Annotated in this window: 19 protein-coding genes; 2 read left to right on the top strand and 17 right to left on the bottom strand. The window is 62.8% G+C overall.

Features of this window, described 5'->3' with window-relative positions:
• Positions 1 to 64 precede the first annotated feature (64 nt).
• Complete coding sequence (locus AC3WOG_RS02455; protein WP_492576497.1) at positions 65 to 679, top strand: glutathione S-transferase; 615 nt, start codon at positions 65 to 67, stop codon at positions 677 to 679.
• Positions 680 to 725: 46 nt separating this feature from the next.
• Here AC3WOG_RS02455 and AC3WOG_RS02450 read toward each other — a convergent pair whose 3' ends face one another.
• Both AC3WOG_RS02450 and AC3WOG_RS02445 read right to left on the bottom strand, forming a co-directional pair.
• On the bottom strand, positions 726 to 3,836 hold the full coding sequence (locus tag AC3WOG_RS02450; RefSeq protein WP_492576496.1) for a sensor domain-containing protein: 3,111 nt from the start codon (positions 3,834 to 3,836) through the stop codon (positions 726 to 728).
• A gap of 138 nt (positions 3,837 to 3,974) precedes the next feature.
• Positions 3,975 to 4,451 (bottom strand): nitrate reductase associated protein, encoded by a 477-nt coding sequence (locus AC3WOG_RS02445; protein WP_492576495.1) that lies wholly within the window; start codon positions 4,449 to 4,451, stop codon positions 3,975 to 3,977.
• Positions 4,452 to 4,607: 156 nt separating this feature from the next.
• On the opposite strand from AC3WOG_RS02445, the gene fdhD reads away from it, so the two are divergent.
• Positions 4,608 to 5,447, top strand: a complete 840-nt coding sequence (gene fdhD / locus AC3WOG_RS02440) for a formate dehydrogenase accessory sulfurtransferase FdhD (protein ID WP_492576494.1) — start codon at positions 4,608 to 4,610, stop codon at positions 5,445 to 5,447.
• 18 nt (positions 5,448 to 5,465) lie between these two features.
• Here fdhD and AC3WOG_RS02435 read toward each other — a convergent pair whose 3' ends face one another.
• The 15 genes from AC3WOG_RS02435 to ubiE all read right to left on the bottom strand — a co-directional run bounded on the left by AC3WOG_RS02435 (position 5,466) and on the right by ubiE (position 22,823).
• On the bottom strand, positions 5,466 to 6,236 hold the full coding sequence (locus tag AC3WOG_RS02435; RefSeq protein WP_492579691.1) for an enoyl-CoA hydratase: 771 nt from the start codon (positions 6,234 to 6,236) through the stop codon (positions 5,466 to 5,468).
• 114 nt (positions 6,237 to 6,350) lie between these two features.
• Positions 6,351 to 7,550 (bottom strand): acetyl-CoA C-acyltransferase, encoded by a 1,200-nt coding sequence (locus AC3WOG_RS02430; protein ID WP_492576493.1) that lies wholly within the window; start codon positions 7,548 to 7,550, stop codon positions 6,351 to 6,353.
• 137 nt (positions 7,551 to 7,687) lie between these two features.
• The gene (locus tag AC3WOG_RS02425) at positions 7,688 to 10,123 is read right to left on the bottom strand and encodes a 3-hydroxyacyl-CoA dehydrogenase/enoyl-CoA hydratase family protein (RefSeq protein ID WP_492576492.1); all 2,436 of its coding nucleotides are present in this window, start codon (positions 10,121 to 10,123) and stop codon (positions 7,688 to 7,690) included.
• Between the two features lie 118 nt (positions 10,124 to 10,241).
• Positions 10,242 to 12,029 (bottom strand): acyl-CoA dehydrogenase C-terminal domain-containing protein, encoded by a 1,788-nt coding sequence (locus tag AC3WOG_RS02420; RefSeq protein ID WP_492576491.1) that lies wholly within the window; start codon positions 12,027 to 12,029, stop codon positions 10,242 to 10,244.
• A 97-nt stretch (positions 12,030 to 12,126) separates the two neighbouring features.
• Positions 12,127 to 12,726 (bottom strand): TetR/AcrR family transcriptional regulator, encoded by a 600-nt coding sequence (locus AC3WOG_RS02415; RefSeq protein WP_179736094.1) that lies wholly within the window; start codon positions 12,724 to 12,726, stop codon positions 12,127 to 12,129.
• 227 nt (positions 12,727 to 12,953) lie between these two features.
• Positions 12,954 to 14,213, bottom strand: coding sequence for a cardiolipin synthase ClsB (gene clsB / locus AC3WOG_RS02410; RefSeq protein WP_492576490.1), 1,260 nt, complete (start codon positions 14,211 to 14,213; stop codon positions 12,954 to 12,956).
• Positions 14,210 to 14,710, bottom strand: a complete 501-nt coding sequence (gene nudB / locus AC3WOG_RS02405) for a dihydroneopterin triphosphate diphosphatase (protein WP_492576489.1) — start codon at positions 14,708 to 14,710, stop codon at positions 14,210 to 14,212. The genes clsB and nudB overlap by 4 nt, the downstream gene beginning before the upstream one ends.
• A 173-nt stretch (positions 14,711 to 14,883) precedes the next feature.
• Positions 14,884 to 16,683 (bottom strand): aspartate--tRNA ligase, encoded by a 1,800-nt coding sequence (gene aspS, locus AC3WOG_RS02400; protein ID WP_492576488.1) that lies wholly within the window; start codon positions 16,681 to 16,683, stop codon positions 14,884 to 14,886.
• A gap of 76 nt (positions 16,684 to 16,759) precedes the next feature.
• Positions 16,760 to 17,413, bottom strand: coding sequence for a DUF502 domain-containing protein (locus tag AC3WOG_RS02395; RefSeq protein ID WP_492576487.1), 654 nt, complete (start codon positions 17,411 to 17,413; stop codon positions 16,760 to 16,762).
• A gap of 74 nt (positions 17,414 to 17,487) precedes the next feature.
• Positions 17,488 to 17,892 carry an FmdB family zinc ribbon protein gene (locus tag AC3WOG_RS02390; RefSeq protein WP_492576486.1) on the bottom strand — a complete coding sequence of 135 codons (405 nt, stop codon included), beginning with the start codon at positions 17,890 to 17,892 and terminating at the stop codon, positions 17,488 to 17,490.
• A gap of 150 nt (positions 17,893 to 18,042) precedes the next feature.
• The gene (locus tag AC3WOG_RS02385) at positions 18,043 to 18,663 is read right to left on the bottom strand and encodes a methyltransferase domain-containing protein (RefSeq protein ID WP_492576485.1); all 621 of its coding nucleotides are present in this window, start codon (positions 18,661 to 18,663) and stop codon (positions 18,043 to 18,045) included.
• 17 nt (positions 18,664 to 18,680) lie between these two features.
• Complete coding sequence (gene ubiB, locus AC3WOG_RS02380; RefSeq protein WP_492576484.1) at positions 18,681 to 20,258, bottom strand: ubiquinone biosynthesis regulatory protein kinase UbiB; 1,578 nt, start codon at positions 20,256 to 20,258, stop codon at positions 18,681 to 18,683.
• Between the two features lie 15 nt (positions 20,259 to 20,273).
• Positions 20,274 to 20,918, bottom strand: a complete 645-nt coding sequence (locus AC3WOG_RS02375) for a ubiquinone biosynthesis accessory factor UbiJ (protein WP_492576483.1) — start codon at positions 20,916 to 20,918, stop codon at positions 20,274 to 20,276.
• A gap of 142 nt (positions 20,919 to 21,060) precedes the next feature.
• Positions 21,061 to 22,053: a Tim44 domain-containing protein gene (locus AC3WOG_RS02370; RefSeq protein WP_492576482.1), complete on the bottom strand. Its 993-nt coding sequence runs from the start codon at positions 22,051 to 22,053 to the stop codon at positions 21,061 to 21,063.
• 38 nt (positions 22,054 to 22,091) lie between these two features.
• Positions 22,092 to 22,823 carry a bifunctional demethylmenaquinone methyltransferase/2-methoxy-6-polyprenyl-1,4-benzoquinol methylase UbiE gene (gene ubiE, locus AC3WOG_RS02365; protein ID WP_492576481.1) on the bottom strand — a complete coding sequence of 244 codons (732 nt, stop codon included), beginning with the start codon at positions 22,821 to 22,823 and terminating at the stop codon, positions 22,092 to 22,094.
• Between the last annotated feature and the right edge of the window lie 35 nt (positions 22,824 to 22,858).

Genomic DNA, 22,858 nt, shown 5'->3' with positions numbered 1-22,858 from the left:
ATGCAATTGGAACACGCCCCGGCGAGCTTGAGCGCGCCATGATAGATCTTCTAACGGAAAAGCGATGAAACTGATTGGAATGCTCGACTCGCCCTATGTGCGCCGCGTCGCCATCTGCCTCAAGTTGCTGAAGCTCGACTTCGAGCACGAATCGATCTCCGTATTCAGCACCTACGACGAGTTCAAGAAGATCAACCCGGTCGTCAAGGCGCCCACGCTGGTGCTCGACGACGGCCAACGCGTGATGGACTCGACGGTGATCCTTCAATACGTTGCGACGCTCGCCGGCGCGGACGAGCGGATCTTCCCGTCGCAGCCGGCGCATTGGAAGCGCGCGGCGCGCCTGACGGGGCTGGCGCTGGCTGCTTACGAGAAGTCGGTGCAGATCGTCTACGAACGCAATCTGCGTCCGGCCGACAAGCAGCATGAGCCGTGGGTCGATCGCGTGAGCGAACAGTTGCTTGCCGCCTATCGCGAACTTGAACAGGACCTCGCGGCGGCACCGCTGCCGATCGAGCCGGACCACTTCGGCGCGGCGGACGTCACCGTGGCGGTCGCGTGGAATTTCACGCAGATGTTCGTGCCGGAGATCGTCGCGAAGGCGGCGCATCCCCATCTGCAGGCTTTTTCCGAGTCGGCCGAACAGTTGCCGGTTTTCGTCAGCACGCCGGCTGTTTGAGGCTGCGCGTCGCGGGACGGAGCGCGGCGAGAGCCCTCGCTAGCGCTCAGACTGTGGCGACCTCCCGGCCCACTCCGCCCTGGAACAACGCGGAGATCGCGTCCGTCGACAACGGTTTGGCGAAGTAAAAGCCTTGCATCTCGTCGCACGCGCGCTCTTTCAGGAAGTCGAGTTGAGCTGAGGTCTCCACGCCTTCTGCGATCACCTGCAACTTCAGCGAATGCGCGAGCGCGATGATCGCCGAGGTGATCGTTTCGTCGTCGCCGCAAACGCCGATATCCGACACGAACGAGCGGTCGATCTTCAGGCGGTCCACCGGGAAGCGTTTCAGATAGCTGAGGCTCGAATAGCCGGTGCCGAAGTCGTCGATGGCGAGACCGATACCCAGCGCGTGCAGTTCGTTGAGCATCGACACCGCTTCTTCGGCGTTGCGCATGATCGTGCTTTCGGTCAGTTCGAGTTCGAGGTATTGCGGCTCGAGGCCCGTCTCATCGAGCACCTGCATCACCAGCCTGGCAATATCGCGCTGCTGGAACACCCGCGCCGACAGATTCACCGACACCCGCGCCGGCGGCAAGCCCTGATCCTGCCAGGCCTTGTTCTGCCGGCACGCTTCGCGCAACACCCACTCCGACAGCGGCCCGATCAAGCCGCTTTCTTCCGCGACCGGAATGAACGACGACGGCGGGACCAAGCCGACTTCCGGATCGCGCCAGCGCACCAGCGCCTCGGTGCCGACAATCTGCCCGCTCTCGATATCCACCTGCGGCTGGTAGTGCAGCAGGAATTCGTTGTCGCGCAACGCACGGCGCAAACGCCGTTCGAGATTCAACCGCGCGCCCGCGCTCGCGTTCATCTCCGGCTGATAAAACTGGAACGTGTTGCGGCCCATGTCCTTCGCGCGATACATCGCGAGGTCGGCTTTTTTCATCAGCGTTTCCGCGTCGTCGCCGTCCTGCGGGAACAGGCTCGCGCCCATGCTGCAGCCGACATACAGCTCGGTACCGTCGAGCCACACCGGCTCGGAAATCGACGCGCGCACGCGCTCCATCCACGCGATCAGCGACTGTTCGTCGACGGTGTCGGTCATCACGATCACAAACTCGTCGCCACCATGACGGGCCACCGTGTCGCTGGTGCGCGTGCAGCGAGCGAGCCGCTCGGCGACCACGCTTAACAGACGGTCGCCGACGCTATGACCGAGACTGTCATTGACGTTCTTGAAGCCGTCCAGATCGATGAACACCACCGCGACGCCCTTGTGATGCCGCTGCGCGACGATCAGCGCATGCTGCAGGCGGTCACGCAGCAGGTTGCGATTGGGCAGCCGCGTCAGGCTGTCATAGTTGGCCTGATATTCGAGCTGCTCCTGATAGCGGATCAGATCGGTCACATCGTTGACGACGCCGATGTGATGCGTGATGACGCCCTCCGCGTTCGGCACCGGTGCGATGAAAAGTTGATTCCAGAACAGCGCGCCGTCCTTGCGATAGTTGCGCACCACGGCGCTGACCTCGCGGTTCGCCGCGAGCGCCTGACGAATCGCGGCGACGCCTTCCTGATCGCGGTCGTCGCGTTGCAGCACGCGGCAATCGTGGCCGATCAATTCGGCCGGATCGTAGCCGGTGATGCGCTTGAACGCAGGGTTCACGTATTCGATCAGATTGCCCGACGGCGACGGCGCGGTAATCAGAATCGCGTTGACGCTCGCATCGAGCGCGCGGCTTTGCAAACGCAAGGCCAGATCGGCGCGCTTGCGTTCGGTGATGTCCGTATAGGAACCGAGCACGCCGATGACGCGGCCGTCGCTATCGGTGAACGGCAGCTTGCTGGTGACCGTCGTACGGTGCACGCCGTCGATGACCATGTCGACTTCGAAGTTCATCTTCGGCACGCCGGTGCTCAACACCTCTTCGTCGTGCCCGCGCAGCTGGTCGGCGAACGCGCGCCACGGCATATCGGCATCGCTCTTGCCCACCACCTGCTCCGGATAAGCGAGCCCCGCGTCGCGCGCGAACGCCATGTTGCAGCCGAGATAGCGCGATTCCTGGTCCTTCCAGAAAATGCGCTGCGGAATGTTGTCGATCACCGTCTCGAGCATCTGGTTCGAGCGCTGCGCTTCGGCTTCGGCATTGATCTGCTCGGTGACATCGTCGGCCAGCACGAAGAAGGCGGCGCGCCCCATGAAGTTCAGCGCATGGTACGAAATATCCGCGCTGATGGTCGAGCCGTCCTTGCGCCGGTGATGCCAGACGCCTGCCATCGTGCGGCCGCGCGGCACCGCGTCGCTACGCTGCAGGTGCGATTCGAGGCGCCCGATCTCGGAATTTGGCCGGATCGCGCGGATCGTCATGCCGAGAAATTCGCTCTCCGTATAACCGTATTGCTGAACGGCGGCCGCGTTGACGGCCAGAAAGCGCAGCGTCTCGCGATCGAAGATATACATCGGCACCGGATGGTCGTCGAACAGGCCGCGAAAGCGGTCGTCGTGGCGGCCCAGCGCGCGAACCATGCGCAATTTCTCGCGAGCGCTGTTTTCGCGCGCGCCGAACGTATAGATCAGCAGCGCGCTGCCGGCCAGCATCGTCAGGATCAGGAACAGCATGGCATGGCGGGTTTCACGCGTGGAGGCCGCGAGCGACGCCTGCAACGCATGATTCTCCTGTGCCCGCAGCGCCGCGAGTCCGGCTTCGACGCGGTCCTGTCTCATGCCGAGACGCGTGTAGGCCGATGACGCCCAGCCGCGCGACTCGTTCAGCGTGGCGTTCGCGCCGCGCAACAGCGCAGCGTCGATGTCGCGTTGCAACGCGTGGCTATCCGCGCTCAGCTTGCCGAGCGCATCGAGCATGGCCGGCTCGCCGGCCAGATCGCTGCGCAACTCGCGCTCCAGCCGGGCCAGCGAAGCCGCCACGGTGGCAGTCTCATTGGCAGGCGGGGCCTCGCCCGACGCTTCGAAACGGCCGAGCGCGGCGAGGCCGCCGTCGAGCGCCATCTGGTAGGCGTCGAGGTCCTCACGCACGCTTGTCGAACGCAGCATGCGCGCGTCGGTGTCGCGCTGGCCGCAAATCTGCGTATAGGCGACGAACGCGTTCGCGCCGACCGCCGCCGCGACGACCGCCAGATTGATCAGCAGCCGCTTCGATAAAAAAGGAGTCATGGGTTCCGAACGTTTATCGTTCTGGGGGCGGGAGCGCGAGCTCGCGTCAATGCGAGTCTTTTTACGCGCCAACCCATGGATAACGGCAGGGTTCGGAACAGCTTGAGGGTATCGGGAGAAAAAATTAGCCGGCCGCACCTAGCCGGCCGCGCCAAATTCCTTCATCGCGGGGACGAAATCATGGTTCGCTTCCGGCTTGCGCGACAATTTGGCGAGCACGTAGCGCTTGAACGGCGCCAGATTGGCCCACTGGGCGACGTCAGGCGTGGGCAGGCCGGCGAGCCCCGCCTGGTGCGTGACGTCCTCCGGTACGCTATCCGTGCGGCGCCAGACAGGCGCTTCGTCGGGCGTGAACCACTCCGGTTCGACGTTCGCGTGGGTGCGCAGCATTTCGAACAGCGCGTGATCGAAATTCGGCTCGATTTCCGTGTCTTCCTCGACCGGAAAACGCGCCAGCAGCTTGCGGTCTTCGAGCGGCAGCGACTGCCACTGCGCAAGCGAGATACGCAGCCCGAAACGGTCCAGATTGAAGCGCACGGACATTGGAATGAAGGTGAAATTCTCCGAAGACTCGACTTCGAAGTTGAACAGAAGCGGTGCTTCGTTGAGTCCCATGACAGTATCCCTCTTTGACGACGGGCAACGCGCAAACCCGCCTTGGGGTATTTTAGAACCTTATTCGCGTCATAGCGGCGCGGACTGGGGCCGCTTTTCGGCGCCAGGCAAGGCTTGAAGCCGCTCGCGCGCAGCATGGCAAAGGAGTGAAGCAACTTGAACGAACTGGAAACGGCAGGACAGCCGGGCGCCGTGGCGCGCCAAGTGCACCGGCACCGCGGCGCGGCGGTCGAAACCGTCACCGATCACGTCGGTCAGGAGTGGCCGGTCGCGCTCGTCTTCAACGGCATTTCGCACGCGGTGATGATGTGCACGCCGCGCGATCTGGAAGCGTTCGCGGTAGGTTTTGCGATTTCGGAAGGGATCGTGGAGCGCGGCAGCGACATTCAGGACATCGAGGTCGAACTGCATGACGACGGCGAATTGCCGCATGCCGAAGTGCAATTGCAAGTGGTGCAACAGGCTTTCGTCGCGCTGAAGGAAAAGCGCCGCGCACTCGCCGGGCGTACCGGCTGCGGCGTATGCGGGATCGAAAGCATCGATCTGCTGGATCTGGAACCGGAACGCGTGCCGGACACCGGTTTTCTGCAACGGCTCGCGCCGGATGCGATCGCTCGGGCCGCGCGCGAATTGCCCGAGCACCAGGCGCTAACGCGCCTGACCGGCGGGTTGCACGCTGCCGCGTGGTGCGATGCGGCAGGCGCGATCCGCTACGCGTTCGAGGATGTCGGCCGTCACAACGCGCTCGACAAGCTGATCGGCCAACTGGTGCTCGATCGCGCCGATACCAAAGAGGGTTTTGTGTTTCTGTCGAGCCGCGCCAGCTACGAGCTGGTGCGCAAGGCGGCGCGCGTCGACGTGCCGATGGTCGCCACCATTTCGGCACCGTCGTCGCTGGCGATTGCGATTGCGCGCAAGGCCGGCGTGCGGCTCGTCAGCTTCTGCCGCGAAACCAGCTACGTCGACTACGATACGCTGCAGCCGACGCAGCCTTGAACGTCTGAACGCTGTTGATCAATCGAATTGCCGGAAGTCCGGCTTGCGCTTCTCGAAGAACGCCTTGAACGCCTCGCGCGCTTCGGGCGCGATCAGCATCTTGCCGAAGTGCACCGCTTCCTCGGTCATCTGCGTTTGCAACTCATGCTGACTCGCGCGCTTCATCAGACTCTTCGTCACACGCAACGATGAGGCCGGCAGCGCCGCCAGCCTGGCCGCTTGCGCTGCCGCGAACGCGTCGACTTCAGCCGCGGGCAGCACGCGATTCACGAAGCCCATGCGTTGCGCTTCGCGCGCGTCGAACGCTTCGCCGAGCAGCAGCTTTTCGGCCGCTGCCTGATAACCGGCGACGCGCTGCAACAAGAGGCTCGAGGCCGCTTCCGGGCACAACCCAAGCTGTGCAAACGGCAGCGAGAAGGTGGCTGTGTCGGCGGCGTAGACCAGATCGCAATGCAGCAGCAGCGTCGTGCCGATGCCGACAGCCGGGCCTGCCACCGACGCCACCACCGGCTTTTCCGCCGAGCTGATCGCACGCAGGAACTGGAATACCGGCGAATTTTCGTCGCCTGGCGGCTTCTTCATGAAGTCTTCGAGATCGTTGCCGGCGCTGAAAATGCCGACGCTGCCACGAATCAGGATCGCCCGGACCGACGCGTCGCTGTGCGCTTGAACCAGCGCATCGGCCATCGTCTGATACATCGCGGCCGTAATCGCGTTCTTCTTGTCCGGCCGGTTGAAGGCAATCGTCAGCACGCCGTCCGCGCGCTCGACCAGAATATCCATTGTCATCTCCTCACACTGCTGAATGGAAAAACGGTTCGCGAGCCAGTCGGCCTGCGAACCGTTCATGCGGTCCTTAAGGGATCATTGCGGGGATCACTGCGGAGACCAGAGCGAACACGCTTACAGACGTTCGATGATGCCCGCTGCGCCCATGCCAGTGCCGACGCACATCGTCACCATGCCGTACTTGTAGTTACGGCGGCGCAAGCCGTGCACCACTGTCGACGCACGGATCGCGCCGGTCGCACCCAGCGGGTGGCCGAGTGCGATCGCGCCGCCGAGCGGGTTGATCTTCGACGGATCGAGGCCGAGGTCCTGAATCACCGCCAGCGATTGCGCGGCGAACGCTTCGTTCAGTTCGATCCAGTCGAGGTCGTCCTGCTTCAGGCCAGCGGCCTTCAGCGCAGCCGGAATCGCTTCCTTCGGACCGATACCCATGATTTCCGGCGGCACGCCGCGCACGGCAAAGCTGACGAAACGCGCGAGCGGCGTCAGGTTGAACTGCTTGAGCATCTTCTCCGACACGACGATCAACGCGCCCGCGCCGTCCGACGTCTGCGAGCTGTTGCCCGCCGTTACCGAACCCTTGTTCGCGAACACCGCGCGCAGCTTGGCGAGGCCTTCCATCGACGTGTCCGCACGCGGACCTTCGTCGAGCGCGACCTCGCGCGTCTTGACCCGCACTTCACCGGTGGCGAGATCGGGGAAACGCTCGGTGATCGTGTACGCGGCGATTTCGTCGTTGAATTCGCCGGCTTGCTGCGCGGCGATGGCGCGGCGATGCGACTCGACCGAGAACTGGTCTTGTGCTTCGCGGCTGATCTTCCAGCGCTCGGCGACCTTCTCGGCCGTCAGGCCCATGCCGTAAGCGATGCCGATATCTTCATTACGATCGAAGATGTGCGGCGACATCGACGGCTTGTTGCCCATCATCGGCACCATGCTCATCGATTCGCAGCCGCCCGCGATCATCGCGTCCGATTCGCCGACGCGAATGCGGTCAGCGGCCATCGCCAGCGCGGTCAGGCCCGATGCGCAGAAGCGGTTCACCGTGACGCCGCCGACCGTGTTCGGCAGGCCGGCCAGCAGCGCGCCCATCCGCGCCACGTTCAGCCCTTGTTCGGCTTCCGGAATCGCACAGCCGATGATCGCGTCTTCGATCACCTTGGTGTCGAGACCCGGCACTTGCGCCACGGCCGACTTGATCGCGTGGACCAGCAGTTCGTCCGGGCGCGTGTTCCTGAACATCCCGCGCGGCGCCTTGCCGATCGGCGTGCGGCTCGCGGCGACGATGTATGCGTCTTGCAATTGCTTTGTCATTTAAAGCTCCTTTGTCGACCAGAGTTGGCGCTTCAGCGCCTTACTCTGGTCCCATGCAATGTTTGCGGTCGACCAGAGTTGGCGCTTTAGCGCTTACTCTGGTCCCGTGCATAGGGTTGCGGTCCGCTCGTCGCGCGTTAGTTACGCACCGGCTTGCCGGTTTGCAGCATGCCCATGATCCGTTCCTGCGTCTTTTGCGTGCCGAGCAGATCGACGAACGCGCGACGCTCGAGTTGCAGCAGCCATTCTTCGTCGACCAGGCTGCCCGCTTCGACATCGCCACCGCACACCGCTTCAGCAATGCGGCCGGCGATCAGGTAGTCGTGCTCGCTGATGAAGCGGCCATCGCGCATGTTGACGAGCGATGCCTTGATGGTCGCAATCGCCGAGCGGCCCGCGACCGGTACTTGCGTCACGCGCAGCGGCGGACGGTAACCCGCTGCGGACAGCGCACGCGCTTCCTTCTTCGCGACGTCGAGCAGTTCGAACACGTTGAAGACGATCGTGTCGGACGGCTTCAGATAGCCCATCGCGCGGGCGTCGAGTGCGGAGGCCGACACCTTCGCCGTCGCCGCGTTTTCGAACGACTTCTGCACGAACTTCAGCAGGTCGTTGGTCGCGCCGGCTTGCGTCGCGGCTTCCGCTGCGCGCAGTGCGGCTTCCTTCAGACCGCCGCCTGCGGGCACGAGACCCACGCCGACTTCAACCAGACCGATATAGCTTTCGATGTGCGCGACACGCTTCGCGCTATGCAGCGCCAGCTCGCAACCACCGCCAAGCGCAATACCCGACACCGCCGAGATGACCGGCACGCTCGCGTACTTCACGCGCAGCATCCCTTGCTGGAACTTCTTCACGAATGGCTCGATACCCTTCGCGCCGCCCATCATGAACGCCGGCATCGCTTCTTCGAGGTTCGCGCCCGCGGAGAACGGGCCACCCGGCGTGCCGAGTTTCAGCGACGTCGGCTGCCACACGACCAGACCCTTGTAGTCTTTTTCGGCCAGTTCGATGGCTTGCGTCAGGCCGTCGATCACCGACGGTCCGATCGTGTTCATCTTGCTCTTGAACGACACAATCAGGACGTCGTTCTCGCCTGCACGGTCGTCGACCCATGCGCGCACGGCGTCGGTTTCGAACAGCGTCCTGCCGTAGGTCTTCGGATCGGCTGCCGTTTCGCCGACCAGCGGCGCACGGAACACCTGTTTGTCGTAGACGCCAAGGGACGAGCGCGGCACGAACGTCTTCGAAGCCGGCGACCACGAACCTTCGTTCGTATGCACGCCGCCCTTCTCGGCGACGGGACCATCAAGGACCCACGACGGCAGCGGTGCATTCGACAGCGCCTTGCCTGCCGCGATGTCTTCCTGCACCCACTCGGCGACCTGCTTCCAGCCGGCCGTCTGCCAGCCTTCGAACGGACCTTCGTTCCAGCCGAAGCCCCAACGGATGGCCAGATCGACGTCGCGCGCGTTGTCGGCGATCGACTCCAGATGCACGCCGATGTAGTGGAACACGTCGCGGAAGATCGACCACAGGAACTGCGCCTGGCGGTGTTCCGATTCGCGCAGCAGCTTCAGACGCTCTGCCGGCGGGCGCTTCAGAATGCGGCCGACCAGTTCGTCCGCCTTCACGCCGCCGTCGACGTACTCGCCCGTCTTCGGGTCGAGCACCTTGATCGCCTTGCCTTCCTTCTTGTAGAAACCGCCGCCGGTCTTCTGGCCGAGCGCGCCCTTCTTCACCAGTTCGGCGAGCACGGCCGGCGTTTCGTAGACCGGGAAGAACGGATCGTCCTTCAGGTTGTCCTGCATCGTCTTGATGACGTGCGCCATCGTGTCGAGACCGACCACATCCGCGGTACGGAACGTCGCCGATTTCGCGCGGCCGAGGCGGCTGCCGGTCAGGTCGTCCACTTCGTCGAAACGCAGGCCGAACTTCGCGGCTTCGGCAATGACGGCGAGGATCGAGAAAATACCGACGCGGTTCGCGATGAAGTTCGGCGTATCTTTCGCCCGCACAACGCCCTTGCCGACCACGCTCGTCAGGAACGACTCGAGTTGATCGAGGATTTCCGGACGCGTCGTTGCGGTCGGAATCAGTTCGACCAGATGCATGTAGCGCGGCGGATTGAAGAAGTGCACGCCGCAAAAGCGCGACTTCAATTCATCCGGGAAACCATTCGACAGTTCGGTAATCGACAGACCCGACGTGTTGGTCGCGAAGATCGCGTTCGGCGCGATGTGCGGCGACACCTTCTTGTACAGGTCGTGCTTCCAGTCCATGCGCTCGGCGATCGCTTCGATCACCAGATCGCATTCCGCGAGCTTTTCGATATCGTCGTCGTAGTTGGCCGGCTGGATGTATTGCGCGTCGTCCTTGACGCCGAACGGTGCCGGCGACAGCTTCTTCAGATTCTCGATCGCCTTCAGCGCGATCGCGTTCTTCGGGCCTTCCTTGGCGGGCAGGTCGAACAGCAGCACGGGCACCTTGGCGTTGATCAGGTGCGCGGCGATCTGCGCGCCCATCACGCCGGCGCCGAGCACGGCTACCTTGCGAATGATCAGATTGCTCACGTCGTTCCTCCGGGGAGTTATGCGGGGGGTCGCGAATGTTTCATCAACTTTTCGCGATGTGTGTGGCTGGCGGAGCGCCACGCTCTTTTGTGAGCGTGGCGCTTGCCTTGATGTGTGTTTAGAACAGCGCTTCGTCGACTTCCATCAGTGACTTCGAACCAGCGCGTGCCTGACGGATCGTCATCGCCGTTTCCGGCAGCAGCTTCGCAAAGTAGAAACGTGCGGTGGCCAGCTTCGCCTTGTAGAACGCGTCGCCCGATGCTTCCTTGTCGAGCGCGATACGTGCCATGCGCGCCCAGAAGTACGAGAACACCAGGTGGCCGACGGTACGCAGATACGGCACAGACGCGGCGCCGACTTCGTCCGGGTTCTGCATCGCCTTCATGCCGATTTCCATCGTCAGCTTCTGCACCTTTTCACCAATGTCGGCAAGCGGGTTGATGAACTCCTGCATTTCCGGCTTCACGCCTTCGGCTTCGACGAAGTCCGACACCAGCTTGCCGAACTTCTTCATCTTCGCGCCCATGTCGCCGAGGATCTTGCGGCCCAGCAGGTCGAGCGCCTGAATCGCGTTGGTGCCTTCGTAGATCATGTTGATGCGCGCGTCGCGCACGTATTGCTCCATGCCCCATTCGGCGATGAAGCCGTGGCCGCCGTAGATCTGCATCGCGTGGTTGGTGCCTTCGAACGCGTTGTCCGACAGGAAGGCCTTCAGGATAGGCGTGAGCAGCGCGACCAGATCGGCGGCTTCTTTACGCACCGATTCGTCGGCGTGCGACAGTTCCTTGTCGATGTGCAGCGCGGACCAGTACGAGAAAGCGCGCGCGCCTTCGGCGTAGGCCTTTTGCGTGAGCAACATGCGGCGCACGTCCGGGTGCACGATGATCGGATCGGCGGCTTTTTCCGGCGCCTTCGGGCCGGTCAGCGAGCGCATTTGCAGACGCTCTTTCGCGTACGTCAGCGAGTTCTGGTAGGCGATTTCGGTCAGGCCCAGGCTCTGCATGCCGACGCCCAGACGCGCGGCGTTCATCATCACGAACATCGCGTTGAGGCCCTTGTTCGGCTCACCGACCAGCCAGCCCTTCGCGTTGTCGAGATTGATCACGGCGGTCGCATTGCCATGGATGCCCATCTTGTGTTCGATCGAGCCGCACTTCACTGTATTGCGTGCGCCCGGTTCACCCGCGTCGTTCGGCACGAATTTCGGCACGATGAAGAGCGAAATGCCTTTGGTGCCCATCGGCGCATCCGGCAGACGCGCGAGTACCAGGTGAACGATGTTCTCCGACAGGTCGTGTTCGCCGCTGGAGATGAAGATCTTCGTGCCGCTGATCGCGTACGAGCCATCGCCGTTCGGCTCGGCCTTCGTGCGCAGAATGCCGAGATCGGTGCCGCAGTGCGGCTCGGTCAGACACATCGTGCCCGTCCATACGCCCGACACGAGCTTCGGCAGATAGGTTTTCTGCTGCTCCGGCGTGCCGTGTGCATGCAGACATTCATACGCGCCGTGCGACAGCCCCGGATACATCGTCCAGGCCTGGTTCGCCGAGTTCAGCATTTCGTACAGCGCGTTGTTGACGAACGCGGGCAGGCCCTGGCCGCCGTATTCCGGATCGCAGCCGAGCGCGGGCCAGCCGGCTTCGACGTACTGTCGATACGCTTCCTTGAAGCCCTTCGGCGTGGTCACGACGCCGTCGCCGACGTACGTGCAGCCTTCCTGGTCGCCGCTCTGATTCAGCGGGAACAGGACTTCGGAGCAGAACTTGCCGGCTTCTTCGAGCACCTGGTTGATCGTGTCGGCATCGAGATCCGCATGCTTCGGCATCTGCTTGATCTCGGCTTCGACGTTAAGCAGCTCGTGCAACACGAATTGCATGTCGCGCAGCGGCGCGGCGTACTGTCCCATGACTCTCTCCAAAGTTTGACAAGAAGCCAGGCTGTCAGCTGGGTCCGTGGAAACGGACTTTCAGCGCCGCTGAATCTGCTTAAGTTCGGCGGCCCTGCTAACGGCTTTCGCTCTGATACGAAATAATCAATTTTTCCAGCGCGGCCCACGTGAGGCGCACCGCATCCGGCAAGTGCAGGAAGCGCGCGTCGTGATGCAGGCCGAGCGTGAAGCTGTACAGTTCGAACAGCATCAGCTGCGGATCGGTATCGGCACGCAGATGCCCTTCTTCCATCGCCTGCGAAATCGCGCGAGTGAGCGCCGCACGCCAGATCGTCACGCTCGACACCAGTTGCTCGCGCACCGGGTTGTCCGCGCGGTCGTCATACTCGACCGCGCCGCTGATATAGATGCACCCAGTGGTGACTTCCTGAATGCGCTTCTCGATCCAGCGGGAGATCATTGCGCGCAGACGCGGCAAGCCGCGGGGCTCGCGCAAACTCGGGAAAAACACCTCGTCTTCAAAACGACGGTGATATTCGCGCACGACTTCGACCTGCAAATCCTCGCGCGATCCGAAATGCGCAAACACCCCGCTTTTGCTCATCTGCATGCGCTCGGCCAGCAGCCCAATCGTCAGACCTTCCAGTCCGTCGCGGCTTGCCAGATCAAGTGCGGCTTCGAGAATCGCGGCTCGCGTTTGTTCGCCTTTTCGCATAGCTTTTTTACCGTTCTAATGTGACCGAAAGAAAATCGAACGGCCGTACTATTATTGAGTGCCGCCGTCCGCGAAACAAGGACTTTATTAGAAACCGGTTTCTAACCCGGTTTCAATTCTGCTGCATCCGTCATTCGGAGGAGGGAGATTTTTTAGAGGCGTTTGCCTCCTTTTTTTTCCTTACCTTGACGCCGCGCCCTTGCGCTTATGTGAGAGAGGAGGATGCGCTAGTCATAGCCGCCCACCGTCAGTAGCTTCATCACGGCCCGATAGGTCGTGTAAGCGAGCCAGTTGAGGAAGCGCTCGCCGGCCGGACGGGCATCGTAACGCGCCTCGTCGATCCGCCGTGAATCCTTGAACGCCACGAGGATCGCTTCGCGCAGCCCATTGATCTGTGGGTCGTTCACCAGCACCACGTTGGCTTCGTTGTTGAGCACGAGGCTAAGCGCGTCGAGGTTCGATGAGCCAACGGTGGCCCAGTTCGAATCCACCACCGCGACTTTGCCGTGCAGCATGGTTTTCTCGTACTCGGCGATCTCCACGCCTGCTTTGAGCAGCGCACGATACAGGAACGGCACCGCGTAATCGAGCGCGGCAAACTCCTTGCGCCCGATGATCAGCTTTACATCGACGCCGCGCCGGGCCGCAAACACCAGCGCACGCCGCAGCTTGCGGCCCGGCATGAAGTAGGGATTGGCCAGCAGCACTTCGCTGCGCGCCTGGCCAATCGCGGTCAAATAGGCTTTTTCGATGGCGCGCCGGTTGATCAGGTTGTCGCGCGCGACGAAGGCCACGCATGGCTGTCCGCCGGCCCATAGCTCCTCGTTGCGGTTGCGGCGGCGCCGCCGCAGGGTGCCGAGCGACTCGCCGGTCTTCGGCCCAGGATAGGACTCCATTGACTCCAGGGGCCGATGGCCAAGGCGAATCCGCTGCCATTGCAGTTCGAATGCCTGGCGGATATCGCCGACCACCGGCCCGTGCAACTCGACTGCGAAATCCCAGCGCCGGTACGGCAGCTTCTCACCGTTGTTCTCGTAATCGTCGACGATATTGATGCCACCGCAATACGCGAACCGATCGTCCACCACCGCCAGTTTGCGGTGCGTGCGCGAGAAGCCGAAGCGGCCGAACAGATGCGGGTTGTAGATGCGGTGCTCGATGCCGGCGAGTGTCCATTCGTTGAACAACGGCAGGCGCGCGGTGCCGATGCCGTCGGTGATCACGCGCACCTTCACGCCGCGCGCGACGGCGCGCAGCAGCGCCGCGCTAACGGCATGGCCGGCGCTGTCGTCGCAGAAGATATAGGTTTCGAGAACGACGTCGGTCTGCGCCGCGTCGATACGCCCGGTCAGCGCCTCGAAGAACTCGTCGCCGGAACGCAGCAGCTTGACGTCATTGCCGCTGGTAAAGCGGTAGCGCTGCAAATAGCGGCGGCCAAGCAGCGATTGACGGAGTCGCGCGAAACGGCGCGCGCCACCGACGCTCACCGGGCACGCTCCTTCAGGCGCTCATCGAGCCGCCCATTCAGCCTCCTGGGTAACTGCAAGATCGCATCGGCATTCGACGACGAAAAGCAGCGCGACGCCGCCTCTTCATACGGCAGCCACAGGAACGCGGTGTGCTCACGCGGCGCGAGCGTCACCTCGATCTGCTCGGGCACTTGCAGGCTGAACCAATGCTCGGTGTTATGGATCACGCCCTCGGCATAGCGATGGCGAAACTCCGGGTAAATCTCATACTCGATCTCGTATTGCCAATCGAATAGCGCGCTCTGCGGCACCAGCGTACTGCCGACCACGATGCCGGTTTCTTCCGCGACTTCGCGCGCGGCCGTTTCGGCGAGCGGCTCGTCGAGATGGTCTTTGGAACCTGTCACCGACTGCCAGAAGCCTTCATGGTCGGCGCGCTCGATCAGCAGCACCTCGAACGCGGGCGTATGGATGATGACGAGTACGGATTGTGGGATCTTCGGCGGTTTCGGCATGGCGTTAAAACTGGGCGCAACGCTCGCGCGGTACATGTCGGTGATCGGTCCTATGAGCGGTCGAGACCGGTTGCTTCGACTGTAACGCAAAAAACGAAAAAGGCGCATCACGCGCCTTTTTCGTTTGCTTCTTACCGTCGTTTTCAGATAGCTTTGGCTTAACCCGCTTCCGGTTACACCTTCGGTTCCGGCGTACGCAGACGGATGTGCAACTCGCGCAACTGGCGCTCGTCCACTTCGCTCGGCGCCTGCGTGAGCAGACACTGCGCGCGTTGCGTCTTCGGGAACGCGATCACGTCGCGGATCGAATCGGCGCCGGCCATCATCGTGACGATGCGGTCCAGACCGAAGGCGATACCACCGTGCGGCGGCGCGCCGTATTGCAGCGCGTCGAGCAGGAAGCCGAACTTGGCTTGCGCTTCTTCCGCGTTGATCTTCAGCGCGCGGAACACCTTGCTCTGCACTTCTTCACGGTGGATACGCACCGAACCGCCGCCGATTTCCCAGCCGTTCAGCACCATGTCGTAAGCCTTCGCGAGGCAGCGCGCCGGATCCGTTTCCAGATACTCGAGGTGCTCGTCCTTCGGGCTCGTGAACGGGTGATGCGCGGCGACATAGCGATTGTCTTCCTCGTCGTATTCGAACATCGGGAAGTCGACCACCCACAGCGGCTTCCAGCCGGACTCGACCAGACCGTTGGCCTTGCCGAATTCCGAATGACCGATCTTCAGACGCAGTGCGCCCAAGCTGTCGTTCACCACCTTCGCGCGATCCGCTGCGAAGAAAATGATGTCGCCGTCTTGCGCGCCGGTGCGCTCGATGATCGCCTTGACCGCTTCGTCGTGCAGGTTCTTGACGATCGGGCTTTGCAGACCGTCACGGCCCTTCGCGACTTCGTTGACCTTGATCCACGCCAGGCCCTTCGCGCCGTAGATGCGCACGAATTCCGTGTAGCTGTCGATGTCGCCACGCGAAAGCTCGCCGCCCTTCGGCACGCGGATTGCCGCGACGCGGCCGTCTTTCGTATTGGCCGGCGTGCTGAACACCTTGAAGTCGACGTCCTTCACTGCATCCGTCAGGTCCGTGAATTCGAGCTTCACGCGCAGGTCAGGCTTGTCCGACCCGAAGCGGCGCATCGCTTCCGAATACAGCATGACCGGGAATTTCTCGTCCAGCGAAACGCCGATCGTTTCCTTGAAGACGTGACGGATCATCGCTTCGAACAGATCGCGGATTTCCTGTTCCGACAGGAACGAGGTTTCGCAGTCGATCTGCGTGAATTCCGGCTGACGGTCGGCGCGCAGGTCTTCGTCGCGGAAGCACTTGACGATCTGGTAGTAGCGATCGAAGTTCGCCACCATCAGCAGTTGCTTGAACAGCTGCGGCGATTGCGGCAGCGCGAAGAACTGGCCCGCGTTGGTGCGCGACGGCACGAGGTAATCGCGCGCGCCTTCCGGCGTGCTCTTGGTGAGCATCGGCGTTTCGATGTCGATGAAGCCTTGCGCGTCCAGATACTTGCGCACTTCGATCGCGACGCGGTAACGCAGACGCAGGTTGTGCTGCATCTGCGGACGGCGCAGGTCGAGCACACGGTGCGTGAGACGCGTGGTTTCCGACAGGTTGTCGTCGTCGAGCTGGAACGGCGGCGTGATCGATGCGTTCAGCACGATCAGCTCATGGCACAGCACTTCGATCTTGCCGCTCTTCAGCGCGGCGTTCGTCGTGCCTTCCGGCCGGCTGCGCACCACGCCCTTGATCTGCAGGCAGAACTCGTTGCGCACGCCTTCGGCGGCTTTGAACATCTCCGCGCGATCCGGATCGCAGACGACCTGAACGAGGCCTTCGCGGTCGCGCAGGTCGATGAAGATGACGCCGCCATGGTCGCGGCGGCGGCTTACCCAGCCGCACAGCGAGACGGTTTGGCCCAGCAGTTCTTCGGTCACCAGACCGCAGTATTCAGATCTCATCGACATGATGTTTGTCTTTCGTTTTGCATTGGTTGAACGGCGCGCCGCAATGAAACACTGCGTGAAACGCTGCGCGCCGGAATTACAGCGGAGGCTCGACTGTCGTGCGGCGCACCGGCGCCGGCGGCGCGGACGGCGCCACGACGCCCATCGAGACGATGTACTTGAGCGCAGCGTCGACCGTCATGTCGAGCTCGATCACTTCGCTCCTGGGCACCATCAGGAAGAAGCCGGAGGTCGGATTCGGCGTAGTCGGCACATACACGCTGACGTAATCTTCTTTCAGGTGATTGACCACGTCGCCGCCCGGGATGCCGGTCAGAAACGCAATCGTATAGGAGCCGCGGCGCGGGTACTCGATCAGCAGCGCCTTGCGGAACGCATTGCCGCTGCTGGAGAGCAAGGTGTCCGACACCTGCTTGACGCTGGTGTAGATCGGGCCGACCACAGGAATGTGCGCGACCACGACTTCCCACCACTTCACGAGCTTCTGCCCGATGAAGTTCTGCGTCAACAGCCCGACGACAAAGATGAACGCCAGCGTCAGCACCGCGCCGAGGCCCGGCAGACGGAAGCCGAGCGCGCGCTCCGGCTGCCATGCGCTCGGCAGCAGCAACAGCGTCTGGTCCATCGTGCCGATGATCAGGCCGAGCACCCACAGTGTGATGGCCAGAGGCACCAGCACCAGCAGGCCAGTCAGGAACACCGATTTGAGCGTCGTTTTTTTCGTCGTCATGTGTACCGCCAGAAAGCCGCGCGAGCCAAGGCTCTAGACGCGGTGTGTGCGCCGCCCCAAGGGCGGCAGTCCTGCTAGGCGCTGCCCGAACCGCTCGATGTTGCTGAAGCGGCCGGTGCGGCTGAGGGCGCGGCCGGCGTTGCGGCTGCGCTCGAAGTACTGGCTGCGGCCGTGCTGCTGGCCGAACCGGAGTCTGATTTCGCGGCGCCGTTATTCGCGGACGCGCCGTTCTCGTCCGAGTTCGCATTTGAACCGGCATTCGCGTCGGGCTTCGCCGGCGCGCTCGTGCCGCCATTACCACCGCGAAAATCGGTGACGTACCAGCCGGAGCCCTTCAGCTGGAAGCCGGCGGCAGTCACCTGTTTGCGAAAGGTGTCTTTCCCGCATTCGGGACACTGCGTCAACGGGGAGTCGCTCATCTTCTGAAGCACATCCTTCCCGAAGCCGCACGATTCGCAACGATAAGCGTAGATCGGCATGATCTTTTCCCTACTGAAATCTTGTAAACGCTTGCAAAGCCTTGAATTATAGCCGCAAACGGCACCCCACCCCCGGATTTCCGGGACAAGCGCCCGACGCAGCCGCCGTCGCTCTAAATGAGGGCGGCCGATATCGAATCAAGTGCTATTTCAGCGGCGGCGCCAGGTCAGCCAGCGCTCGCGTCCGGCGAAGACAGCAATCGAATCGTTCACGGCTTCGTCCTCGATCAGATCGAAGTGTGGCGTGAGCAGCACGTCGAGTTCGGCGCGCTCGATACCGAACGGCGGCCCTTTGGGCGTCGCGCCGAGGAAGAAAACCCCCGCCAGCAGAGCGCCGCCGGGCAACAGTTCGGCCATCCGTTGCGCGTAGTCCGCGCGGCGTGCTATCGGCAGCGCGCAGAGGAACGCGCGCTCATAGACCCATGCGGGCGCAAACGGCGGCTGGTACGTAAAAAAGTCCGCCTGCTCGACCAGATCCGTATGCTGCGCACCCAATTGCTCACGTGCTGCGGCTACGGCGTTCGGTGAAAAGTCGATCGCACGGACCGGATTGCCGTGCTCGGCCAGCCAAAGCGCCTCGTAAGCACTGCCGCAGCCCGGAATCAGCACGGCCGCGCCGCTATGCCGCTCGGCGAACGACCGGAACGCCGCCGGCACCCCGGCCTGATCCCACGGCGTGTAATGGCGTTCGAAGCGCTCGTCCCAGAAGTCCGGAGTGTTCGGATCGCTGCTGGCGAAGTCAGGTGCGGAAGGTTCGTTCGGGTCGCTCATTGGATGCCTCGTGTGTATCAACCGCTGTAAGCGAACGCCAGGAACGCTCGCGCCAGCACCGCGCCGACACCGACCGCCACGCCGAACAGCAGCAGCCCTTGCAGCAACCGGTTGGTACGTCTTTGCTCGAGCAGGATCTGGTGAATCATGTCGTCGTTCGCGCCGCGGGTGTTGTCGTGACGCTCGGCCAGCACGTGATGGATCAGGCGCGGCAACTGCGGCAGCGTCTTGCTCCACTGCGGCGCCTCGATCTTCAGCCGCTCGTACCAGCCGCGCACACCGATCTGCTCGTTCATCCAGCGTTCGAGATACGGCTTGGCGGTCTTCCACAGATCCAGTTCAGGATCGAGCGAGCGGCCGAGCCCCTCCACGTTCAGCATGGTTTTTTGCAACAGCACCAGTTGCGGCTGGATCTCGACGTTAAAGCGGCGTGACGTCGAGAAAAGGCGCATCAGCACCTGCCCGAGCGAAATATCCTTCAGCGCGCGGTCGAAATACGGCTCGCAGACCGCGCGAATCGCGCTTTCCAGTTCTTCGACGCGGGTGGTCGGCGGCACCCAGCCGGACTCCAGATGCAGCGTGGCGACGCGATGATAGTCGCGCTTGAAGAACGCAAGGAAGTTTTGCGCGAGGTAGTTCTTATCGAAGTCCGACAGCGCGCCGATGATGCCGAAGTCAAGCGCGATATAGCGGCCGAAGTGCGCCGGATCGAGGCTCACCTGAATGTTGCCCGGGTGCATGTCGGCATGGAAAAAGCCGTCGCGGAACACCTGGGTGAAGAAGATCTCGACGCCTTCGCGCGCCAGCTTCGGGATATCGACGCCCGCCGCGCGCAGCGTGTCCATCTGGCTGATCGGCACGCCGACCATGCGCTCCATCACTAGCACGGTGGGTGTGCAGAACTCCCAGTACATTTCCGGCACCAGCAGCAGATCGAGGCCGGCGAAGTTACGGCGCAACTGGCTACCGTTGGCCGCCTCGCGCATCAGGTCGAGCTCGTCGTGCAGGTATTTGTCGAACTCGGCGACCACCTCGCGCGGCTTCAGACGCTTGCCGTCCGCCCACAGCCGCTCGGCCCACACGGCGATGTCGCGCAGCAGCGCCAGATCGGAATCGATCACCGGCAACATGTTCGGCCGCAGCACCTTCACCGCGACGTCCTTGCCCGCGTGCTGGCCGGCCTTCACCTTCGCAAAATGCACCTGCGCGATCGACGCGCTCGCCACCGGCACCCGCTCGAAGTCGTCGAACAGCACGTCGACCGGTGCGCCGAGCGACTTCTCGACCAGGCCGATCGCTACTGCCGAATCGAACGGCGGCACCTGATCCTGGAGCTTGGCAAGCTCGTTGGCGATATCGACCGGCAGCAGATCGCGCCGGGTGGACAGCACCTGGCCGAACTTGACGAAGATCGGCCCGAGGCTTTCGAGCGCGAGCCGCAGCCGCACGCCCGGCGGTTGTTCGAACTTGCGGCCGATGGTGGTGATACGCAGCAGCAAACGCACGCGCCGGTCGTTGACGCGGCTGAGCATCATCTCATCGAGACCGAAGCGGATGACCGTGAAAAAAATCTTGAGGAAACGCAGAAAACGCATAGTTGAGCCCGGTGACTAGCGCGTGCCGCGCAACGTGGCGGCGCCGCCCGACGCATCGGCGCCGCGGGCTTCGACCTTCTGTTCAAGACGTTCGAGACGCTTTTCAACGCGCGCCAAAGCATCGCGGGCACGTGCCAGTTCGACGTTGAAATCGTCGAGCGCGGCACGCCGCACCAACTGCGGATTCTCATCGAGCAGATATTCGGCGGCCGTATCGAGCAGATTGCGGCCGGTGCGCCGCGCATGTTCGCCGACCGTGCGCACGACCGACGCAACCCGCCATGCCGGACCATCGCCGATCAGTTTCGCCAGGTCCTCTTCCGGCTCCCATCGCAGATGCTCGGCGAGCTTCGCGATCACAGTGGCGAACTCGGCGTCGCCTTCGATCTTCACGTGCTTCATCACGCCGGCCTGGCCGCCTTGCACGAAGGCCGGCAGCGCGTCGGACGGCACCGCGATGGTCACATCGAACTGTTGCGCCTCGGTTTCGCCGACCGCGCTCAGGTAGCCATCGGGTTGCACCAGCAGCATCAGCACCACCGGCGGACATGACAGTCTGGCGGTTTTGCCCGCGTACGGGGCGAGGCGCTCACGAGCCCACGATTCGCGGGCGAGCAGGTGATTGACGGCAGCAGCGAAGGGCTTGGCGGCGAGGGTCATTGAAAGTGGCAAGAAAAAACCCGCGCGGGCGAGGTGCCCACGCGGGTTCCTATTGTAACGTCCGTTCGCTTCGCGGCTTGCTATGCCGAACGGCCAATGCTTTGTGCGAAGTCAGAACGAGCGGTGCTGCCTTAGCGTTGTCTTAGTGCTGTGCCACCTGCTGAATGCCGGCCAGCAGCCAGCCTTCGCCGGCGCGGTTCGACTTCGACAGGTTCCAGACTTCGACGAACGGCTCAGCCGCCGCACCCGCCGATTCGCGGATCAAACCGGAGAAGCGCACGCTGGCGAAGTACTCGTTCGCACGCTCTTCGACGCCCAGCAGCTCGGCGTTCAGTTGCACCACGTCCGTCTGATTCGACTCCGCACCGCGCGAGCTCAGGTCGACCTTCACTTCGGCGAACATTTCCGGCGTCGTGAATTCGCGGATGTCTTCCATGTTGCCGACGTCCCATGCGGCTTGCAACCGCACGAAGTACACCTTGGCGTTACGCAGGAACGCTTCCGAATCGAAGCCGGCCGGCACAGGGGGCGCGGTGTTGATGGACGGCGTGGTCAGCGGGTTGCCTTGCGGTTCGAGGTACGAGCCGGTGGGCGGCGCGCTGTAGCGCGGTTCCTGCGCGTAGCCGGTGCCGCCCGAGTTCAGCGACGGCGAGCCGCCCGCGTAAGCCGGTTGCGCCGCATCGCGCTTGCGGCCCATGAAGCGGCGGATCAGCCAGATACCGATCATCGCGATCACGGCGATCACGATGATGTTGGCCATGGCGCCGGCAAACGCGCCGCCAAGACCGAAGTGCGACAACAAGGCAGCGATGCCGAGACCGGCCGCAAGACCGGCGATCGGGCCGAGCCAGCGTGAGCGGTTAGGCTGTGCGGCCGGCGTAGGCGCGGGCGCCGGAGCCGTCTGCGCACGCTGCTGCATCGCCTGATTGCTTTGGGACGGTTGCGTCGGCGCAGATTGCTGCTGAACCGTATTCGACTGACGGCCAATGCTGCGGCCGCCGCCCATGCGGCGTGCTTCGGCATCGAGCGAGGCGAGAGAGCCGGCCATGATCAGACCGACCATCGCGATCAGTCCGATTCTTCTCACCAACGACCTCGAAACCTTACGGGGAGATAACACACCTGAATCGGACATTTTCGTACTTTCCTTTAAAAAACGATGGGTTAGGGACCCTAGTATTTGGTCCCCACGTGTAAAGCTACCACGCCAGCTGACAAATTGTAATATTTGACGCCGTCCAGGCCCGCTTGTTCCATCATTGTTTTTAAAGTTTCCTGGTCCGGATGCATCCGGATCGATTCCGCCAGGTAACGGTAGCTCTCGGCGTCTTTCGCAAAGCGGTCGCCGAGCCACGGCAACACCTTAAAAGAATAGACGTCGTAGACCTTTTTGAGCGGATCCCACACCTTCGAGAACTCCAGCACCAGCAGACGGCCGGCCGGTTTCAGCACGCGGCGCATTTCCGCCAGCGCGACATCTTTGTGCGTCATGTTGCGCAAGCCGAATGCCACGGTGACCACATCGAAGTAATTGTCCGGAAAGGGGATCTTTTCAGCGTCGCAGAGCAGCGCCGGCGTGATCACGCCCTTGTCCAGCAGGCGGTCGCGGCCCACGCGCAGCATCGATTCGTTGATGTCGGTGTGCCAGACTTCGCCGGTTCCGCCCGCCTGTTTGGCGAACGCCTTGGACAGATCGCCCGTGCCGCCAGCGATATCGAGCACCTTGAAGCCCGGCCGCACATTCGCCTGGGCGATCGTGAACATCTTCCACGCCCGGTGCAACCCGCCCGACATCAGGTCGTTCATCAAGTCATAGTTAGCGGCAACCGAGTGAAACACGCCCGCCACCTTCTGCGCTTTTTCCTGTTCGTCGACCGATTGAAAGCCGAAGTGGGTTTTGCTCATCGCGCTTGTCCTTTCGCGTATTCTGAAATGTTGCG

It is taken from the genome of Paraburkholderia sp. FW306-02-B (assembly GCF_058782725.1).
This window is presented reverse-complemented; position numbering and strand designations above follow the sequence as displayed.

Bases quoted from the DNA above. Each gene is read 5' to 3' on its own strand.
- AC3WOG_RS02455 (WP_492576497.1), top strand. From the start codon at position 65: ATGAAACTGATTGGAATGCTCGACTCGCCCTATGTGCGCCGCGTCGCC.
- AC3WOG_RS02450 (WP_492576496.1), bottom strand. From the start codon at position 3,836: ATGACTCCTTTTTTATCGAAGCGGCTGCTGATCAATCTGGCGGTCGTC.
- AC3WOG_RS02445 (WP_492576495.1), bottom strand. From the start codon at position 4,451: ATGGGACTCAACGAAGCACCGCTTCTGTTCAACTTCGAAGTCGAGTCT.
- AC3WOG_RS02435 (WP_492579691.1), bottom strand. From the start codon at position 6,236: ATGACAATGGATATTCTGGTCGAGCGCGCGGACGGCGTGCTGACGATT.
- AC3WOG_RS02430 (WP_492576493.1), bottom strand. From the start codon at position 7,550: ATGACAAAGCAATTGCAAGACGCATACATCGTCGCCGCGAGCCGCACG.
- AC3WOG_RS02420 (WP_492576491.1), bottom strand. From the start codon at position 12,029: ATGGGACAGTACGCCGCGCCGCTGCGCGACATGCAATTCGTGTTGCAC.
- AC3WOG_RS02415 (WP_179736094.1), bottom strand. From the start codon at position 12,726: ATGCGAAAAGGCGAACAAACGCGAGCCGCGATTCTCGAAGCCGCACTT.
- nudB (WP_492576489.1), bottom strand. From the start codon at position 14,710: ATGCCGAAACCGCCGAAGATCCCACAATCCGTACTCGTCATCATCCAT.
- aspS (WP_492576488.1), bottom strand. From the start codon at position 16,683: ATGTCGATGAGATCTGAATACTGCGGTCTGGTGACCGAAGAACTGCTG.
- AC3WOG_RS02395 (WP_492576487.1), bottom strand. From the start codon at position 17,413: ATGACGACGAAAAAAACGACGCTCAAATCGGTGTTCCTGACTGGCCTG.
- AC3WOG_RS02390 (WP_492576486.1), bottom strand. From the start codon at position 17,892: ATGCCGATCTACGCTTATCGTTGCGAATCGTGCGGCTTCGGGAAGGAT.
- AC3WOG_RS02385 (WP_492576485.1), bottom strand. From the start codon at position 18,663: ATGAGCGACCCGAACGAACCTTCCGCACCTGACTTCGCCAGCAGCGAT.
- ubiB (WP_492576484.1), bottom strand. From the start codon at position 20,258: ATGCGTTTTCTGCGTTTCCTCAAGATTTTTTTCACGGTCATCCGCTTC.
- AC3WOG_RS02375 (WP_492576483.1), bottom strand. From the start codon at position 20,918: ATGACCCTCGCCGCCAAGCCCTTCGCTGCTGCCGTCAATCACCTGCTC.
- AC3WOG_RS02370 (WP_492576482.1), bottom strand. From the start codon at position 22,053: ATGTCCGATTCAGGTGTGTTATCTCCCCGTAAGGTTTCGAGGTCGTTG.
- ubiE (WP_492576481.1), bottom strand. From the start codon at position 22,823: ATGAGCAAAACCCACTTCGGCTTTCAATCGGTCGACGAACAGGAAAAA.